The sequence below is a fragment of the Tissierella sp. genome (assembly GCF_032104385.1).
Lineage (GTDB): Bacteria > Bacillota > Clostridia > Tissierellales > Tissierellaceae > Tissierella.
Genome location: NZ_DAMCHJ010000001.1, coordinates 327,055 through 346,302 on the forward strand (window position 1 = coordinate 327,055; position 19,248 = coordinate 346,302).

23 protein-coding genes are annotated in these 19,248 nt (G+C 29.8%); 3 read left to right on the forward strand and 20 right to left on the reverse strand.

What is annotated here, in order from left to right; genetic code table 11:
- Positions 1-16: 16 nt before the first annotated feature.
- A complete protein-coding gene (locus RT714_RS01530) occupies positions 17-361 on the reverse strand; it encodes a DUF1622 domain-containing protein (RefSeq protein ID WP_313755847.1) in 345 nt (114 codons plus the stop codon).
- Positions 362-469: 108 nt separating this feature from the next.
- Between RT714_RS01530 and RT714_RS01535 the strand changes: the two genes are divergently transcribed.
- Positions 470-1,387 carry a nucleoside hydrolase gene (locus RT714_RS01535; RefSeq protein WP_313755848.1) on the forward strand — a complete coding sequence of 306 codons (918 nt, stop codon included), beginning with the start codon at positions 470-472 and terminating at the stop codon, positions 1,385-1,387.
- A 120-nt stretch (positions 1,388-1,507) separates the two neighbouring features.
- Here RT714_RS01535 and RT714_RS01540 read toward each other — a convergent pair whose 3' ends face one another.
- The 13 genes from RT714_RS01540 to RT714_RS01600 all read right to left on the reverse strand — a co-directional run bounded on the left by RT714_RS01540 (position 1,508) and on the right by RT714_RS01600 (position 13,277).
- Positions 1,508-2,056: a CD3072 family TudS-related putative desulfidase gene (locus tag RT714_RS01540; protein WP_072975149.1), complete on the reverse strand. Its 549-nt coding sequence runs from the start codon at positions 2,054-2,056 to the stop codon at positions 1,508-1,510.
- A 28-nt stretch (positions 2,057-2,084) separates the two neighbouring features.
- Positions 2,085-3,098 (reverse strand): ABC transporter ATP-binding protein, encoded by a 1,014-nt coding sequence (locus RT714_RS01545; RefSeq protein ID WP_313755849.1) that lies wholly within the window; start codon positions 3,096-3,098, stop codon positions 2,085-2,087.
- Positions 3,099-3,208: 110 nt separating this feature from the next.
- On the reverse strand, positions 3,209-4,210 hold the full coding sequence (locus tag RT714_RS01550) for an ABC transporter substrate-binding protein (RefSeq protein WP_313755850.1): 1,002 nt from the start codon (positions 4,208-4,210) through the stop codon (positions 3,209-3,211).
- 26 nt (positions 4,211-4,236) lie between these two features.
- Positions 4,237-5,034, reverse strand: coding sequence for an ABC transporter permease (locus RT714_RS01555; protein ID WP_313755851.1), 798 nt, complete (start codon positions 5,032-5,034; stop codon positions 4,237-4,239).
- A gap of 131 nt (positions 5,035-5,165) precedes the next feature.
- Positions 5,166-6,197: a phosphotransferase gene (locus RT714_RS01560; RefSeq protein ID WP_313755852.1), complete on the reverse strand. Its 1,032-nt coding sequence runs from the start codon at positions 6,195-6,197 to the stop codon at positions 5,166-5,168.
- Positions 6,154-6,861, reverse strand: a complete 708-nt coding sequence (locus tag RT714_RS01565) for a TIGR04282 family arsenosugar biosynthesis glycosyltransferase (RefSeq protein WP_313755853.1) — start codon at positions 6,859-6,861, stop codon at positions 6,154-6,156. Before RT714_RS01565 ends, RT714_RS01560 begins: the two co-directional genes overlap by 44 nt.
- Positions 6,861-7,535 (reverse strand): TIGR04283 family arsenosugar biosynthesis glycosyltransferase, encoded by a 675-nt coding sequence (locus RT714_RS01570; RefSeq protein ID WP_313755854.1) that lies wholly within the window; start codon positions 7,533-7,535, stop codon positions 6,861-6,863. Before RT714_RS01570 ends, RT714_RS01565 begins: the two co-directional genes overlap by 1 nt.
- A 4-nt stretch (positions 7,536-7,539) precedes the next feature.
- Complete coding sequence (locus RT714_RS01575) at positions 7,540-8,565, reverse strand: ABC transporter ATP-binding protein (RefSeq protein WP_313755855.1); 1,026 nt, start codon at positions 8,563-8,565, stop codon at positions 7,540-7,542.
- Positions 8,558-9,355 carry an ABC transporter permease subunit gene (locus tag RT714_RS01580; RefSeq protein ID WP_313755856.1) on the reverse strand — a complete coding sequence of 266 codons (798 nt, stop codon included), beginning with the start codon at positions 9,353-9,355 and terminating at the stop codon, positions 8,558-8,560. Before RT714_RS01580 ends, RT714_RS01575 begins: the two co-directional genes overlap by 8 nt.
- Positions 9,356-9,377: 22 nt before the next feature.
- Positions 9,378-10,241, reverse strand: a complete 864-nt coding sequence (locus RT714_RS01585) for an ABC transporter permease subunit (RefSeq protein ID WP_313755857.1) — start codon at positions 10,239-10,241, stop codon at positions 9,378-9,380.
- A 1-nt stretch (position 10,242) separates the two neighbouring features.
- Complete coding sequence (locus tag RT714_RS01590; protein ID WP_313755858.1) at positions 10,243-11,511, reverse strand: ABC transporter substrate-binding protein; 1,269 nt, start codon at positions 11,509-11,511, stop codon at positions 10,243-10,245.
- Positions 11,504-12,163, reverse strand: a complete 660-nt coding sequence (locus RT714_RS01595) for a TVP38/TMEM64 family protein (protein WP_313755859.1) — start codon at positions 12,161-12,163, stop codon at positions 11,504-11,506. Before RT714_RS01595 ends, RT714_RS01590 begins: the two co-directional genes overlap by 8 nt.
- A gap of 4 nt (positions 12,164-12,167) precedes the next feature.
- On the reverse strand, positions 12,168-13,277 hold the full coding sequence (locus tag RT714_RS01600; protein ID WP_313755860.1) for a (Fe-S)-binding protein: 1,110 nt from the start codon (positions 13,275-13,277) through the stop codon (positions 12,168-12,170).
- A 238-nt stretch (positions 13,278-13,515) separates the two neighbouring features.
- Between RT714_RS01600 and RT714_RS01605 the strand changes: the two genes are divergently transcribed.
- Together RT714_RS01605 and RT714_RS01610 are read left to right on the forward strand one after the other, a co-directional pair.
- Complete coding sequence (locus RT714_RS01605) at positions 13,516-13,827, forward strand: metalloregulator ArsR/SmtB family transcription factor (RefSeq protein WP_313755861.1); 312 nt, start codon at positions 13,516-13,518, stop codon at positions 13,825-13,827.
- A gap of 14 nt (positions 13,828-13,841) precedes the next feature.
- Complete coding sequence (locus RT714_RS01610) at positions 13,842-14,846, forward strand: permease (protein WP_313755862.1); 1,005 nt, start codon at positions 13,842-13,844, stop codon at positions 14,844-14,846.
- A 97-nt stretch (positions 14,847-14,943) separates the two neighbouring features.
- Here the strand turns inward: RT714_RS01610 and RT714_RS01615 are convergent, their stop codons facing one another.
- From RT714_RS01615 to RT714_RS01640, 6 genes are all read right to left on the reverse strand, one after another.
- A complete protein-coding gene (locus RT714_RS01615; protein WP_313755863.1) occupies positions 14,944-15,180 on the reverse strand; it encodes a thioredoxin family protein in 237 nt (78 codons plus the stop codon).
- 30 nt (positions 15,181-15,210) lie between these two features.
- The gene (locus RT714_RS01620) at positions 15,211-15,564 is read right to left on the reverse strand and encodes a metalloregulator ArsR/SmtB family transcription factor (RefSeq protein WP_313755864.1); all 354 of its coding nucleotides are present in this window, start codon (positions 15,562-15,564) and stop codon (positions 15,211-15,213) included.
- 16 nt (positions 15,565-15,580) lie between these two features.
- Positions 15,581-16,513, reverse strand: coding sequence for a GTP-binding protein (locus RT714_RS01625; protein WP_313755865.1), 933 nt, complete (start codon positions 16,511-16,513; stop codon positions 15,581-15,583).
- A 151-nt stretch (positions 16,514-16,664) separates the two neighbouring features.
- Entirely contained in the window at positions 16,665-17,360 is a 696-nt protein-coding gene (locus tag RT714_RS01630) for a TVP38/TMEM64 family protein (protein ID WP_313755866.1), read from the reverse strand.
- Between the two features lie 10 nt (positions 17,361-17,370).
- Positions 17,371-18,054, reverse strand: coding sequence for a VTT domain-containing protein (locus tag RT714_RS01635; protein ID WP_313755867.1), 684 nt, complete (start codon positions 18,052-18,054; stop codon positions 17,371-17,373).
- Between the two features lie 16 nt (positions 18,055-18,070).
- The gene (locus RT714_RS01640; RefSeq protein ID WP_313755868.1) at positions 18,071-19,015 is read right to left on the reverse strand and encodes a rhodanese-like domain-containing protein; all 945 of its coding nucleotides are present in this window, start codon (positions 19,013-19,015) and stop codon (positions 18,071-18,073) included.
- Between the last annotated feature and the right edge of the window lie 233 nt (positions 19,016-19,248).

Consider the following 19,248-nt stretch of genomic DNA (forward strand, 5'->3'; position numbering starts at 1 on the left):
TCCCCCCAGACATTAATTATTTCTCTGAATGCTCTATTGTCTTCGCCCCACTCTTTAACTCCCAATGTAATACAAATGTTAATACTACCCTAAGTATTGCTACTGCTGCAAGTATAATAAATTCATCTATTGTTCTTATTACTACTGTCTTTATAATTTCTGCTGCTAATTTAAACTCTAAACTAAGAGCCATTGCCTTAGCAAAATCAATAGCTACATCATCATCCTTAAAATTAAATCCATTTTTTATAAACTGAAATATTCCCCTTAAAGCTGCTATTGTAATTATAAACACCCCAATAGATTCTAGTGAACCTGTTATATATGGGATTATCATTTCTAAAAAATGTTCAATTATCAATTAACTCTCTCCTCTTTTGTAAAATATCCTAGGGGGACGGTTCCAAATTTTTTTACCTTTCTCTACATTATATTTTAACATAAAGCTGTTGATTATGTTAGTATATAATTGGGAAGAAAGCAAAATGGTATAATAGGAGATGATATTTTGATTAAGGTAATATTCGATTGTGATAATACTATGGGATTGCCAAATAAAGATGTTGATGATGGTTTAACTTTAATGTATCTATTAGGTAGTAGAGCCATAGAGCTAGTTGGTGTAACTAATACCTTTGGCAATAGTAATATAGAAGATGTATTTGCGGCTACAACTAAATTATTTAGGGATTTAAACATTACAAATATTCCATTAAATAAGGGATCAGCACAGAACTGTGATAGAAGAAGTGAAGCATCTAAGTTTCTCGTAGATATGGTCAATAAATATCCTAATGAAATCATTATATTAGCAACAGGTTCCTTATCCAATCTATATGGTGCATATCTTCTTGATAGTGATTTCTATAAAAAGGTTAAAGAAATCGTATTGATGGGAGGGCTTACTCAGCCACTTATAATCAATGGTAAAAAATTAAATGAATTAAACTTCTCTGTTGATAATGAAGCGAGTTACAATGTTCTATACTCCGGGGCAAAAGTAACGACTATGACAGGTCATATATGTTTGCAAGCAGAATTTAAAAAAGAAGAATATAAAAGATTGATGAATAATAAAGATATACAGTCTTATATATATATTAAAGAGAATTCCTATGCTTGGTTTGAGTATTTTAGGGAATTATTTAATACGGAAGGTTTTTTCAATTGGGATATAGTTTCAGCTGTATATATAACAAATCCTGAACTATTCAACGATAATTTTAAATCCATAGTTTCAACTGTAGAGGATTTAAAAACTGGATTCTTGAGAATAGATGAAGGAAATAAAAAAGGAAGTAAAATAAATATCCCTACAGTGATAAAGGATATAGAATTATTTAATGAATTGATTTTTGAGGCTTGGGAAAATATAATTATAGGGTGAAATCAAACAAAGTCAGTTTTTTATAAGAAGTATAATTTTAATTATTTTGGTATTAATAATCGATAAATTTATTATAAGAAGAATAAAATAACAAAGGGGATTATCCCCTTTGTTATTTACTTATATAAACTCTATTATTTTATCTAAAGAACTATATACATCATTTTCATTAATTGCTATAAAAGGTATTTCTATTCCAACTTCCTCCAGATAATCTTTTAATTCTTCAATGAATACACCTGACTCTTTAATCTCCTTTAAAGTCTCAAGAATATTTTCCAATTCACTATTGTTTGACATTTCTCCTCTAAAATCTCCGGAGCAAGTATAGTTAACTCCACAACTTGGGCTACCATCTATTCCCACAACTCCTAAAATTTCATATCCTGCATCCATATAACTTTTAGTCTGTTGAACTATTGGTCTAAGCATTTCTCTACATTGTTGTCTATAAAATAAAGTATCAAATTGTTCCTTTACATGACCCCATCTTTTTATTCCATATATAATCATTTCCGGACATGGAAGTTGAATAATACCAATATCTTTCTCCCCAATAATATCTATAAACTCCTTAAAAATTCCTCCATATTGGCTAAGCCCTTCAACTTTGGAATTAGCATTAATTATACAGTGACAAATTAATATTATCTTTTTATTTCTTTTCAATTTACTATCCTCCCTAACCATTAATTAGTTATAGACCAATACAATGCCTTTTCTTTAATTTTAAATATACCTCTTGTCCCAAAGCATAAAGTTCTAAATCATTAAATAGCACATCGACTTTCAAAAAAATAGAATTAATATCAACTGTATATCTTATAATATTACCTTGAGGAAGTATATCAATAATTTTACCGAAAATAAAATATGAATCTTTACAATTTTCCATTTCAATAGGAGATATTTCAATAGTCTCTGGTCTAATTACAATTCTTGAATAAGCTGAGTATTCTTGATTTATTAGCTTTGAAAATTGATTCCTTTCCAATATATTGTAATTGCCAACAAAGCTTGCCGTAAAAATACTTTTGGGATTACTATATATTTCAAAGGGACTTCCTGATTGTTCTATAACTCCATCCCTCATTATATGAATTGTATCTGACATAGTCATTGCTTCATCTTGATCATGGGTCACAAATATAGAAGTCATATTAAGCTCCTTGTGTATCTCCTTTATTCTAGATTGTAAAGATTTACGAAGCTTTGCATCTACTGCACTCAAAGGTTCATCTAATAATAATACCTTAGGTTTAGTAACAATACATCTTGCCAATGCTACTCTTTGCTGCTCTCCACCTGAAAGCTGATATGGATACCTCTTTTCATAGCCTTGAAGATCAACCATTTTTAACGCATTTTTCACTAAATCATCAATGATATCCTTTTTAACCTTCTTCATCCTAAGACCAAATGAAATATTATTATATACATCCATATTGGGAAAAAGGCTATATTGTTGAAATATCATTCCAATATTTCTTTCCTTAGGATTTCTAAAGGTAATATCTTCCCCATCTAGAAATATCTTTCCACTTGTTACCCCTTCTAATCCTGCAAGACACCGAAGAAGCGTACTTTTTCCACAACCAGAGGAACCTAGCAATGTAACAAATTCTCCCTTCTGAATTGAAAGATTGGTATTTTTAAGAACATGATTTTCACCATAGTATTTTTCTATATTTTCAAAAACAATATAAGCCATATTTATCTCCTTAATTTACTTAAATCATCTATAAACAATAAATTAAAGTTAATCTAAGTTTTAATATACTTTTCTTAGAAATTAACCGTTATAATATATTTTTAAGAATCCTATTTCTCTAATGATTTTCTTGCATTATTTACATAAGACATATCAATAATATTTTCATATCCAATAGGATTGTTAATAATTCCTTGATCTAAGCAAAAACTTTCAATTGCATTATATCCTTCTTCTGAAAAGAAACCATCATTAGAAAGTGACCCTCTCAATATGCCAACAATTTCAACTAAATCCCTATCCTCAAACATAGGAGAAACTAATTTTGCAAGTTCCTCATCAGTATGTTCTGCCTGCCAAGCCATAGCTTTTATAACAGCATTTACAAATTTTTGAATTGTTTCAGGATTTTTTTCTGCAAATTCTTTGGTAACTGTAACCATTTGTGATTCATAGTATTTAGAACCATAAAGTGCCTCATGTTGTACAGGATCAGATGTATTAATCAAAATATTAGCGTCTATATTTTTTAGCTCATTAATATGAATTCCATCAAAAAACGATGCTGCTATACTTCCTTGCTCAAGTGCAGCTAAAGCAGCTCCATATTCCATATTAATCCATTCAACATCATTTTCAGAAAGTCCAGCTTCTTCTAGTGCAGAAAGAACAAATGAATAGGGAGCAGATCCCGGCATACCAGCAAAAATTGCCTTCCCTTTTAACTGTTCCACACTTGTGATTTCAGAACTTCCAGCAAAAATATACTGCTTATTCTTAACTGTTGAAATAATAATTTTAGATTCTAGTCCTTCTTCAAAGGCACGAAGTACTGGTTCAGTAGACAGCATACAGAATTGTGAATCTCCTGCATGCATACCTTGAAAAGCTATTGGACCATCTTTAAAAACAACCCATTCAGTATCTAATCCCTCTTCCTTAAAATACCCTAACATTTCAGCTGCGTATACAGGAATCCAAGATTCACCTCTCATTTCAGATATTACAACTTTAGTAAGATCAGAATCCTTAGAAGTATTCTTTGATGTACATCCAGTAAACATTCCAGCAACTAAACAAACCATAAGCACAATAAGTATTGATTTTTTCATTTTTTGCCTCCTTATTTAATTAGATTTTATGTATTTCTTTCATGGTGTAAAGATAATCTTGTAACTGCTCTCCAACGGAGTAAATATGCCTCAATTTTATCAAGAATAAGATTGAGAATAATACCCACTATTAACAAAATAAAAATACATGACATAACACGAGCAATTTTAAAATATGATGATGCATAGGCAATCATCCATCCAAATCCTGCTGAAGCACCCATAAATTCTCCAATGATTGCACCAATTAAAGAAGCTCCTACACCATTACGAATACCAGCTATTATCCAAGGCATACTAGATGGCAATACAACATGGTATAGTGTTTGTATTGTACCAGCTCCTAGTAAATTTGCGGATTCAATAAGCTTAGGTTCTACATTTTGAATGCCTGCATAAGTAGAGAAAAAAACATTGAAAAATACCATTAATGATGCAAGAAATATCTTTGATGTTAAACCTAGTCCAAACCACAATATATATACTGGTGCTAATGTAAGTTGGGGTACACCATGAATAGCTGTAATTATGGGTAAAAAAATTTTGCCTAAGGATTGTACTTGTCCAAATAATAGTCCAACAGAAATTCCTATAATTGTACCATAAAATAATCCAGCAAGAGCTTCTCGCAGAGTTATAGATGTATGCTTTATTAAATCTCCACTTAAAAAAAATTGCTTTAAATCTAAAATGATCTGGCTAGGATAGCTTGTAAAAATAGCATTATAAAATTTAAGTCTAGCAGCTATTTCCCAGAAAGATAGAAATAAAACAATAATTAATATCCTTGTAATAAGTACAAAATTATTTTTTTCTTTGTTCATAATCACCATCCTTTCATTATTGATCTAAGATTGTCTAATATTGTCAATGATATACATATAATAATCTATGAATATAATATATTAAAGTATTATTAAAAAAAACAATAGCAACTTAATTACTATTGTTTTTTTTAATAATATGAATTATTTACTCTTATGATATTATATGACTTCAATAGTTCCTCCATAAAATCTATATTCAAATACTCCTTTATCTTCTCAAAGGTATCCCTATTTTTTATTTCTTTCTTAGGGTCATGATATTCCACATAAGCATAGGCACACCACCCTAGTGCCCTTAGATATAGATAAGGTGTATATAGATGTACTCTATCTCTAATATCCTTATCCTCACCCTTTAATCCATTAATATAGTTTCTAAAAAATTCTTCTTTCTCACCATTACTTAATATATAATTTGTTTTCCACAATGTAGTAGTAGGCGAAAGAAACTGAGTTAAATCTTGAGCAGGGTCACTAATAACTGGCTTCTCCCAATCTATTAAATAAGAGTTTTCTTCTCCTATAATAAAATTATGTGAATTGACTTCCGTATTATTTATTACATACCAGGGATTATCTATAAAATATTTTTCTTTATCTTTGTTAATCTTTGCCCAATCTAGAAACTGATAAAAGAAAGATTTAATTTTTTTATCTACTATGGTACTGTCCCATATATTGGCAAGAAGCCGTTCTCCCTCATTTATCCGAGCACTGAATATATTTTCCTCTATTATAAAATGATTATCTGGCTTAATCTCTAAGGAATGAATCTTAGAAAATATCTTTGCCGCCTTATTTAAATCCTTTCCATAATCAAGAGGTACTCCTTCTAAGAACTCCATAATAAGTATCCCATAATCAAAAAACATCTTTGAGCTATCTACAAAAAACACCTTGGGAGTTACAGATGAGCTTTCTAGGTATTTTAAAGAGTTAAATTCATACCCTATTTGATTATCAATCTGCAATTGACTTCCAGTATTTACTCTAAACACATATTTATTGGGAAAAGACTCTATTATAAAATTAATATTATATTCACCTTGAGCTAGAAATTTCACTTCAAAATCTCCGGTTAAATTAAGTTCCTTTAGTATTGTTTTCCTATTATTATTAATATATTGTTTTATCTGTTCTATCAATTTGTTCCTTAGCAAACTTTTCCCTCCAATCTTTAATAAATTCTACTGTTTTTAAAGCGACTTCTTGATTTTCATAAATATTCATAAATGTAAATAAATCTTCTTTTGTATCTATATCCATATATTTAGCAGCAAGTCCTATAGATAAGCTTTGATTATTAGCCACATCTATGGTAGATTCTAGGACTGACTTTCCTCCCCATCTTTTTCCTATATTGAATAAAACCTCATTTGGTTTTTTCATTCCAATTAAATAATATCCTCCATCATAGGATGGTCCTAAGACTATATCATTTTTACCAAGTATATGAAAGGCATGAAGTATATCTCTATACCTAATATGGGGTATATCTGAACCTATTAATATTACTTTCTCATATCCTAATAATAATATATCATTTATTGCATTAGACATCTTATTCCCTAAATCTTCTCCCCTTTGAGAAAAAGTCTTAATATCATTAGGAATTATATCCTCTATAATGTCTAATGAATTTTCAGGAGTATATGTAAGATATATATCCATATCTTTTTTTAATGATTCAAATGTATTAAATAAATCCTTTAAAAAAGCCATATGTAGCCTGGCACATTCATCTCCAGACATAATATCCATTAATCTTGTTTTAGTTTGTCCTGCTATGGGAATCCTTGTCATAAGTATTAATGCATTATTCATTATCTCACCTGCTTATATATTTTCGCTAATTTATCTGTTGGGGTACCTAATATATATAGTATCTTTATTTTATGCATCAACAGCAATGTCCTTAGTTGCCCACCTTTTTTAAATCTTCTAGCCGAAGTTCCTATTTTCTTATCTAGAACCTTCATCTTTCCAAGTTTATGAATTCTACAGGAAAATTCCCAATCCTCCATAAGTTCCATATCCTTATATCCATTTAATTTTTCAAATATATCTTTTCTCATAAATATGCCTTGATCACCAAATATCAATTTTAGATATCTAGCTCTTCCATTAGATGAATTTGCTACATATTTCATAAATCTTGTATGTAGATCATAGAAATATAGCTTAAAACATCCCCCTATATATCCTTTTTCTATAGTCTTTTCTATTTCTACTATACTATTTTCATCTAGTTTAGAATCCGAATGAATAAACCATAATATCTCACCTTTTGCCATCTTTGCACCTGTATTCATCTGTCTTGCTCTACCCTTTGGACTATTTATGACTATAGCATATTCTTTTGCAATATTCACAGTTTTATCAGTACTTCCACCGTCTACTACTATTATTTCTTTATCTCCATTTAACTTAATTAAATTTTCTAAGTTTTCCTTTATAGTCTTTTCTTCATTCAACACAGGTACTATTATGGATATCATGGTTTCACTTCCCTTTAAATATCTTTATACCTTCAATGTCTATATCTATTGATATCTTGTCCCCTACTTTATATATTTTAGAGGTTTGAGATATTACCTTTAACTCCATTCCTCTCACTAAGATTGTATAATAAACTCTTTCTCCTGCATATTTCCTAGATAATATTATTCCTTCTAGTTCAGTTGTTCCTTTTGGATAAATTTTGATATCCTCTGGTTTTATCATTGCCTTTGAGTTTTCTAAATCTTCCATTTCTATGGAGAAACTAAGTAGATCAGAAACAAATATACCATTTGTTATCTTACAGCAAATATAGTTTTTATCACCAAAGAAATCTGCCACTTCTATTGAATTTGGTCTTTCATATAATTCTTCTGGAGTACCAAATTGTTTAATCTCTCCATTTAGCATAATAGCTATTTTATCAGATGACATTAAAGCTTCTTCCTTATCATGGGTAACTAAAATCGTTGTTATATTTAGCTTTCTTTGTATTTCTAAAGTAAATTCTCTCATATCCTCCCTAAGTTTTGTATCTAAACTAGAGAAAGGCTCATCAAGTAAAAGTACCTTTGGCTCTATGGCTAAGGCTCTTGCTAATGCTACCCTCTGCTGTTGTCCTCCTGAAAGTTCATTTGGATATTTTTTATTATATCCCTTTAGTTGTACTAGTTCTAGCATCTTTTCTACTTGAATACCTATATCCTTCTTTGATACCCTTGACATTTTAAGACCGAACCCTATATTCTCTTCCACATTTAAATGAGGAAATAATAGATAATCTTGAAAAACCATTACTGTCCCCCTCTTTTCCACAGGACTATTTGTTATATTATCTTCTCCAAGAAGTATTTCTCCACTATCAGGTTTAATTAATCCTGCTATTATCTTTAAGGTAGTAGTTTTACCACAGCCAGAAGATCCAAGTAATGAAACTACTTTCCCTTCTTCTACTTCAAAATTAATATTATTTAAGACCTTTATTTTATTAAAGGATTTTTCTATATTTTTCAAGATAATTTTAGACATATCTATACCCCTTTAACTGAGCCTTATAAAATTTTTTTGTAATCTTTTCTAGGATAATTAAAAATATTAAAGTAGTAAGTATAAACACTATACTATAAACAGAACCCATCATCCTATCACCACTTTGAATATAAGGAAACATCAGCATTGAAAAAGTTATTATACGTCCTCCCCCTATTAGAAATGTAAGAAAATATTGGCTAAAGGATACTATAAAGACCATGCTACCAGCAGAAATTATTCCAGGAAGGAGCATGGGAAAAGTTATATGATAAAATACTTGGAAACCATTAGCCCCTAATACTTTAGCCTGTTCTTCCATTTCTTCACCTATTATTTCAAAAACACTCTTAAGTATTCTAACGCCATATGGAATACAAGGTATAATATGTATCAGCACTACTCCTAAAAAGGTATTAGCAAGTCCCAGTTTAATAAATTGAAGATGTATACCCATAGCAACTGTTACAGTAGGTACTATAACTGGTGCAAATATTAATAACTCTATTAATCTTTTCCCCTTAAACTTATAAAGAGCCAATGCTTTTGCTGCAGGTATGGTTATCATCAAAGCAATTATCGTAACTGTAAGAGATAGAAATATACTAAATAACAAAATAGGTATACTATTAGATGACGGGGTAAAAAAATATATCCATCCTCTTAACCCAAAGTTCTCTGGAAATAATTTTGGCCATGGCCAATTCTTTGCAAAACTCCATATAAATATAACTATCAAAGGCAATAATAAAAAACTTAGAAATAGTCCTACTATTATTTTATATCTCAATTTCGTTTTATCCTCCATCTCATCACCTATCGTATTTATATATTTTTTCAAAGGTCTTATAATAAAGCCCTGTAAGAATCAAAGCTATTATAGTAATTAGTATATTATATACCATGGCATAGGGTCTATTTGCAAGTATTGGATTATTATATTCAATAAAAGCCTGTACAGGAAGAGCCTTAGGTTGTGTTGGTCCTAGTAGTAATGGTACTTCATATGCTCCAAAGGAAAATGCAAAGATAATAATAAAGGATGAAAAAACTGAAGGCATAATAAGAGGTAAAAGCACATAAAAAAACACTTGCATTTTGTTTGCTCCTAAATTGGCTGCTGCATAGGATAATTTATTGCTAATTTTTCCCAATATAGTATATGTTGTAAGGGTGACAAAAGGTATTTCCTTCCATAAGTATGTTATTATTATACCTATGCCATTTTTCTCATATAGAATAGAGGGAAACTGGCTCCCTTCAGTAAGTAAGCCAGTTTCATATAAAATTCGTGGAATTATCCCAGTTTGGGATAAAATATTATATATAAGAAGTACAGAAACTATATGGGGTACTATTATAGGTACTCTGTATATAGATTCTATTATCTCTTTTTTTCCTTTTACTTGAAGAATTGCATAGGAAAGTAAAACACCACAAATTATTGCTATAATAGATGAAATAAAGGAAGTATAAAGACTAAAGCCTAAAGATTCCAAAAATCTTTTACTGGTCAGTACCTCTTTATAATATTTCAATGTAATTTTAGTTAAACCAATCGCCTTAAAATATCCTAAACTTTGTATAAATCCCATTATTATTCCTGAAACAAAAATGGTAATTAATATAAATAATATTGGAGATAGCAATAAATATGGTTTTAATTTTTCTCTCAAATTACTCACCTTCACCTGGTATTTCTTCTATCCATATTTTCTCAATTATTGGAACTAAATCTGCTGGCATTTCTGGAATTCTATGTTCTAATAATATATCTTGTGGTAAAGTTGCAATACCTAATTCTATAGATTCAAATCGAGCTTTTTCCTCTTGACTCAATTTATCATTGTCTAATACTGGTAAATCTCCCCATGTTGCTGGCTCATATTTTGTAGCTTGAGATTCTACATTTAATATATAATTAATCAATGCCATAGCCCCTGCCTTATTTGGAGCATTAAATGGTATAGCTAGAAAATGAGTATTACCTATTGTCCCTTTGTCAAATACAAAAGTTCTAGTTGAGTCTTTGTATTCTCCTGTTACAATTTTTCCTGATGCTGCATTTGGATTATAACTCATAGTCATCCATACTTCTCCGTCTGCATACATATTGTCAAGAAGTGGTGCATCTCCTGGATAAGTCTTACCTTCTTTCCATAGATAAGGCTTTAGCTCCTTTAAATATTCAATAGCTGGTTCTATAGCCTTTCTTACAGTTTCTTCATCTGCTTCCATATTCATAAATTGCTCATATCCTACAATATCACATATTATATTTCTAACAAATGCAGAGCCTGTAAAATCCGGTAATGCTGGATAAGTAAATTTCCCTGGATTTTTCTTTGCCCATTCTAATAATTCCTTATGAACTACTGGAGTCTTGTCTATCTTTTCACTATCATATACCATTACCATTTGAGCTTTGCCATAGGGTGCTTCATATCCTTCAACTGGATAACCAAAATCATATTTTACATCTGGTGAATCCTTATCTATGTATTGATTGAAATTTGGTAATTTATCACTAAAAGGTCCAAATAATAAATTGTTTTTCTTAGCAGTAAAAAAATTTTCTCCATTAATCCATACTACATCTATATTTCCATTTTCTACATTTAATTGTTTTTCATTTAAAAGACTATTAAGTATTTCATCTATATTCATTCCAACTCTTTTTACTGTAATATCATAGTCTTTTTTTACATTTTCTGATAGATAGCCATCTATCCATGAGTTAGTTTGTTGACTACCGCCCCATCCATAAAAAGTAACAGTAGTTCCTCTTGCAGATTCAAGCAGCTCTTCAAAATCCTTATCAAGTACATTTACTTCATTAACTTGTTCCTGTTCCACTACTCCTTGTTCAGCTTTATTTGTACTACATCCAACTAAGTTAAATATTAAGAGTCCTGATAATATAAGTAATAATATTTTCCTATTCATTAATCTTCTCTCCTTTTTCTTGAAATATCTTTTTCATTATAAAAGAAATTATAAACAATCCTATTAGTAATCCTATGGAAAGATAAAAATCTTTACTTCCAAATACTGTAGTCTTATCTCCAAGGTTTGTATATACTATTATTCCTGGTAATGAACCAATAGTTGTAGCTAATGCAAAATCTTTGAACCTTACATCTGATAATCCTGCACTATAACTAACTATCTTAAAAGGAAATAAGGGAATTAATCTCAACATCAAAATTAGAAAAAATCCACTGTTCTTTTTATCAAATAAAACTAAATCCTTCTTTATAAGTTTCTTTACTACTTGCTGACCTAGTTTCCTAGATATATAGAATGATATTGCTGCTCCAATTAATGAGCCTACTGTAGTAAGTACAGTTCCCCAAAACAATCCAAATATCATACCACCTGCAATTACTAATACAGAATCTGGAAATAATAATAAAGGTAGAGAAGATAATAAAGCCACATAAATCATTGGAGCCATTACACCTTTACCTTGAATAAACTCCTTAATCTCTTTTGGTCCATAGCCTTTAAAAATATTAAATTTATTGATTAATAAAGCTATAGCTATTATTAATCCAGTTGTTAATATGAATTTTAATAAAGAATTTTTATCCTTCATATTCTCACTTCCCCATATTCTTTCCTCTATACCTATTAACCCACTTTATAACTAATCCTTGGTTCTTCTGATCCATATGCTGAAAATCCTCATTGAATAGTAAATCCAATATATGGTAAGATTTCTTGCCACCTCTACGCATAGACTCTACACACTCTTGACAATAGGTAATAATATATTCTGTTTTTGCCTCCTGAGCCCTTCTCCTAGTATGGGAATTGGCTATTTTACTTTGGGTAACGGACACCATGCCACCAGAGCCGCAGCAAAGAGTTCTTCCCTTGTTATACTTCATTTCTTCAGTTTTAAATCCTAAATCATCTACTATATTTCTAATAGAACTATGGATTATATCTACATCCCTAGTTGGACATGGATCATGTATGGTAAACTCTAGTTCTATGGTTTTACCAATACCTTTTCTGCCATTTGGAATTCCTACATTAGCCAGTACTTCCCATAGAGAAATTACTTCAATATCCTTGCTATTATTTCCTATGGTCATAAAACAATTTTGACATCCAGTGATTATCCTTTTAACATTTTTATTTTTAAATTCTCTTTCAAGTATAGAATAGTATTCTCTAAACTTCTCATCTTTTCCCATGAAAGCTGTAGGCTTACCACAGCATTTGGTATATATTCCTATGCCATCTATTTTACTTCTAAGATATTCATATGTATTTTCTACTATTTTTGGACTATAAGAAAGAAGCCCACATCCTGGGAAAAATATAGTATCTGATTGTAGATTTTGAATATCAGATGTAAACAATTTAGAAAAGCTTAGGTTTTGATGTAGTTCTACTCCACCACCATTGAGCTCCTTAGGTAATTTACCATTATTTTCTTTAACTACATCTCTTCTCATATCTAGAAATAAGCTCTTTAAATCTACTTCCTTTGGACATACTTTAGTGCAATATCCACATAGCATACATGAGTAGGGTAGGGTATATTCAAATCTTTCATTATCTAATAATTCCTTTAGTAGATTTTTTGGAGAATTACAAAACTTATCTAACATAGGACAGCCTTTCATACAAGCCTTACAGCCAATACATTTTTCTTCTTCTTTACTTATTATTTTCATAGTTTGAGATGATATTTTCATTTATGACACCTCCCCATTTGAACAATGAAAAGATTACTTTCAGATATTAACACCGATTAAATTTTAACATATACAATAATTTAAATGAAATTAAGTTTATCTATAGATTTTATCTATAGATAGATATCTTTTATATTATTAAATCTTTTTAATACATTGACATTTATCTATATGTAGTAATATAATGAACATATAGATAAATATCTATATGTTGTAAATAAAGAAGGGAAGTGAAAACATGATTAAATCTTATACAGATTATGCATTGCTTTTAAAGGCATTGGGAGATGAAACAAGAATTCAAATATTTCACATGCTCTCTCAAGGAGAACTATGTGCCTGTAATCTATTGGAAGAATTCCACATTACACAGCCTACTCTTTCTTATCATATGAAAACATTATGTGAATCCGGACTTGTTAATGGAAGAAAGGATGGTATATGGATGAAATATTCCATTAATAAGGATTCATTAGAATTATTAAAGGAATTATTTAAGGATATAGATGAGCATATAGAGAAATCTAGCAACAAACCAAATAATATTTAAGGATGGTGATATCTATGATTATTTTAAAATGGTTAAATGCACAATTACTTAAAATGGAATGGCTTTTTAATTTAATTAAGCTTCTTGTGGAAAACATCTTTGGCCTAAGCATAGACAGTAGGTTAGGCGGAAGTATTCATTTCTTTATCTATGATGTAATTAAGATATTTATTTTACTTTCAGTATTAATTTTTGGAATCTCTTATATTCAATCTTTCTTCCCACCAGAAAGAACTAGAAAAATACTAGGTCGATATAGGGGAATTACAGCTAATACCTTTGCTGCTTTACTTGGTACAGTTACACCATTTTGCTCCTGTTCTTCTATACCATTGTTCATTGGATTTACTAGTGCGGGACTACCAATTGGAACTACTTTTTCTTTTTTAATTTCATCACCCCTGGTAGATTTGGCATCTGTTATTTTATTAGCTAGTATATTTAATTGGAAAATAGCTATAGCATATGTTGTAGTTGGTGTAGTTCTTGCTGTAGTTGGTGGAACCCTCATTAGTAATCTAAAGCTAGAAAAATATGTAGAGCCTTTTGTTTTTAACAATCCAGTACTTGAAATGGATCAAGAAAAGCTAACATCTAAAGATAGAGTCGATTTCGCAAAAGAGCAAGTATTAGATATTGTAAAAAAGGTATGGTTATATATCCTAATTGGTGTTGGAATTGGTGCAGCTATTCATAACTATATTCCAGAAAAAATAATATCAGCAATACTAGGTCAAGACAAATGGTACTCTGTTTTAGTAGCTACATTTATAAGTATACCAATGTACGCAGATATATTCGGCACATTACCTATTGCAGAAGCACTAGTAATGAAAGGAGTAGGTTTAGGAACAGCTTTGTCTTTTATGATGGGAGTAACAGCCCTTTCACTTCCTTCGATAATCATGCTTTCAAAAGTAGTTAAGAGAAAACTTTTATGGATTTTTGTTGGTATTGTATCTTTAGGAATTATTATCATAGGATATACTTTTAATATCTTTGCATATTTATTTATTTAATTACCTAGTTGATAGAAAAACATTTTTGAATTTAAAAGGCCTAGTAAAGATTAATCCTCCTCTACTAGGTCTTTCAATTTTATCTTTTAGTGAAATATTATTGTTCAGTCAATAATTTTTTAATCTCCTTTACTGATGGGACTTTACCCATGGCTTTAATTTGTCCATCTATTACTAGAGTAGGTGTTGTCATAACACCATATTTAACAATCTCTATTAAATCCTCTACCTTTTCTATTTGAGCATCAATTTTCAATTCTTCAATAGCAATTTTTAAATTTTTTTCTACTTCATCACATTTTGAACAACCAGCACCTAATACTTTTATTATCATTTTATATTCTCCTTTACCTATGATCCTTTTTTATCTTTGCTTATTCATATTTGTCAATTCAATATATTTTGCTGCTGCTTTACTTTTCTCTATATCCAATTTTAAGATTGGATATTCTCCTATATTGTCTACTATCTCCTGTAATATATTTTCCAGCAACCTATCTTCTATATTTAAAGAATAGAAAGTATATTGCTCCTTTCTTTTATCTTTTACTAAACCTATATCTCTAAGTCTAGCAAGGTGTTTTGAAACATTAGGTTGAGATATACCAGTAATTCCACAAATCTGGCATACACAAAACTCATTGTGAAATAAAAGCACCATTATTCTAAGCCTTGTTTCATCAGAAAGCAATTTAAAATAATTCAATAATTTATCCATATAGTCATTCCTTTCTCTATCTTAACTTCATTTCTTCTCCTACTACTTCTTCCCAAGTATTGAATATACACCTAATTATCTGTGGTCCTATTTTAGATATGATTACTAATTCAGATGTATTTTCACCCTTGTCTGTTGGCTTATAGTCTATAGTTTTATTTACTACATCTACTTGATTCCATCCATCTTCTAACTTAAAGAATCCTTTTATTCTATAACTATCTTTCTTTATAATATCTAGAAACTGAGTAAGTTTTTCTTTTGTTACTTCTCCTTCATAGGTTAAAGTTAGAGTCTTTGGTTTGTTTTCAGGAGTATTAGTAGTGTCTTCTACACCAAGCCAATCTTCTTCTAATAGATCATTTTCTAAAAAGTTATAGTCTATCTTTCCATTTATAGATTCTACAATATCTACTCTTTCATTTATCTCTCTAATCTTTGCTTTAACTTCATTAAGCTTACTATCATCTATCAAGTCTACCTTAGATAAAATCACTAGATGGGCAAATTTAAGCTGCCTTTCTACCGTTTCTATATCTTTTACTTGCTCCAAGAAATTCAAACCATCTACTATACAAATAGCCCCACTATAATCATACACATCACCTTTTGCAACCTTCACAGCTTCTAAGAATTCCCCTATATTAGATGGGTCAGCAAGACCTGAACTTTCAACAATAACATATTCCATATTTCTATCTGCCATTTCTGTTAAAGCAGATACAAAAGAAAGTTGTAAACAAGAGCAAAATATTGAACCTCTATTTATTTCTACAAGCTCCATACCTTCTTTTTGAATTATGGTTCCGTCTATTCCTACCTTACCAAATTCATTCATTATAACTGCTACTTTCTTACCTTCTAAATCATTAAGAACATTAGTTAAGAAAGTAGTTTTCCCTGCACCTAAAAAACCTGTAAGCAAATATAATTTTGTTTTATTTTCCATAATAAATTCCTCCTTAAAGATTATTATATACCTATATGCCTATATGGGTATATGTCTATGATTTTATATTACTCCTCCTCATTACTTTTGTCAATAATTATATAAATTAAAACAGATTTCCTTTTTATGTTTAAAGGAAATCTGTTTTAATTTACAAATTGATATTATCGTCCTTTTTCTGCTTTTCAACCCAAATCTTTCTTATGGTATATACTAATGCACTAATTCCAAATAATAGCAATAACCCCTTTACAAAAGTAGATGGGTCAGATGATTTAGCCGAAGCATATGAATAAACAATAGTTGCTGGTAACTGACCAATACCAGTAGCTAGAATAAATCCTCCAAATCCCATAGATGTGAGTCCCGCTGCATAACTAATAGGGTCAAAGGGTACAAATGGTAAAAGTCTTGCTATAAGTATGGTATTCTTTCCATATTTCTCAAAAAAAACTTCTACATCATTAAGAGCCATTTTACTAGCAAATTTCTCGGCAACTCCTCTACCATAAATCCTTGAGATCCCAAAGCATACAGCAGCACCAGCCATAGCACTAGACCATGAAAGTATGGCCCCTTTCCACCATCCCCAAATAGCTGCATTTGCAAAAGTTATAAAAAATGCTGGTATTGGAGCAGCAATAGCTTGTAATATCATCATTATAAATGAAATCCCTACAGCCCATGCTCCAAATGACCTGATATATTCCTTTACAGATTCCACATCTTTAAATGCAGAAATCATATTTTTCAAACCATCATTTAACGGTTTAATAAAGACAAATGATAGTATAACTACAATTAAAACTAAAAATTTTATAATTCCGGACTTTTTTATTTTATTCATTTTCTTCCTCCTAATACTTTTTATAGTGTTTCTTTGTAGCAATAGCAAATACAACGACTGACAAGGCAAGTCTTATAAATATAATTCCAATCTCATAACTATAGCTATAATAACCTTTCTTTAATGAATAGGCTATAGTTGTAATAGTAATCCAAATAATAGAATTTATCATATATTTTTTTAAATCTAGTTGCAAAATCCCCATTATATAACTGATAAGGTCAAAATTCAATGGTAAAATCCTAACAAATATATGCACTAAGCTACTATTTCTTATATCATTAATTATTATATCATTATTTATATTTATCTTTTTCATCAATAAATTTATTCCATTAGATATTAATGTTTTACCAATATCAAAGCATACATAAGCACCAATAATCCTACCTATAAGACTTAAAATAATCCCAATTAATGCCCCAAATACTTTTATGTTAGCAAAAATCATAATTTCATACTTAAATGGAATAATTAACGCCTGCAATATCATTAAGCCAATAGAAACTATTGGTCTAATGATATCATAAGAATTTAAGTATCCTACTATTGATTCTGAACTATTTGATGTAAATAACAAAGCAATTTCGCTAATAATAGATTTAAATGGCTTGTATGCAATATATAATAATACTGTTAATAATAAGATACTCAGATATAAATATTTTTTATTAATTCTTATCACACTTTTCATCTATAATACCATATAATTATTTCTCTACTTCATTGTGAACACACCATGTATTATAAGAACCCTCATAATTTTTTGTAACTTCGTAGTCTAACATTTCCAATATTAATTGTGAATAAGCTGATCTAATTCCGGATGTACAATACGTAATTACTTTATCTGTCTTTTTAATATCTGCATTTTCAAATAATGAAGTGATCTCTTCATTAGATTTTAAATATCCATCTGAATCAAATAAATCTGTAAATCTTACTTGAATCGCCCCAGGTAAACGTCCACCTTTCGCTTCCCCATAAAGAACTTCACCGTTAAATTCTTTATCTTCACGAACATCAACAATCACATAAGCTTTATATGAGTCCTCCAATTCTTTAGTATTAATAACATGTTCATAGTCTAATTTATCTACTTTTACTTCTACTGGCTTAAGCTTTTTAACATCTTTGGATTTAGGTAAGCCAACGTCCTGTAAAGCTTTTAAGCCACCATCAACCATCTTGATATTTTCATAACCTGCTGCTCTAAGTGTCCATAGAATTCTACCATCTTCCCCCCAACCCTTAGGTCCTTCTGCAAACATAATTATTTCCTTATCTTTCGATAATCCTAACTCACCAAGTTTTTTAGATAATGATTCTGGATCAAGAATTATTCCCCAGTCATAATCTCCTTTTTTTGCGCTCTCAATATTAGATAGATTTTGCCATTTAGTTGTTATCGCTCCTTCTATAGTACCTTTTTTTGCTGCTTCTTCTCCTCTAGCATCAAGTAAGATAAAATTATCATCTTTATAATGTTCTTTTACATAATTTGCATCTACGATATACTTACCTCTAAATTTAGATACCTTTACTTCTTTTTCATTTTCAGCAGGATTTTTAGCGGTTTGTTGACTATTACAAGCTGCCATTGAAAATGTTAAAACAAAAACTAGTAATAGTAAAAAACATTTTTTGCTTTTCATTAAAACCATCTCCTTGTTAAATTATTATTTTTCTATTCGATTGTACCTAACGTTTATTTATAAGTCAAATGTCCCTTTCTAAGCTTTTAAGTCATAAAAAATAAAAAATATATTGAATTAGTATCTAAAAAAATACAAGCAGACAAAACAATCCTGTAAAAATCAATTCCTGGGTTGGTTTTTGTTTTTCCTAACAATTATTAAGATATAGATTAATTTAATATATAGATAAT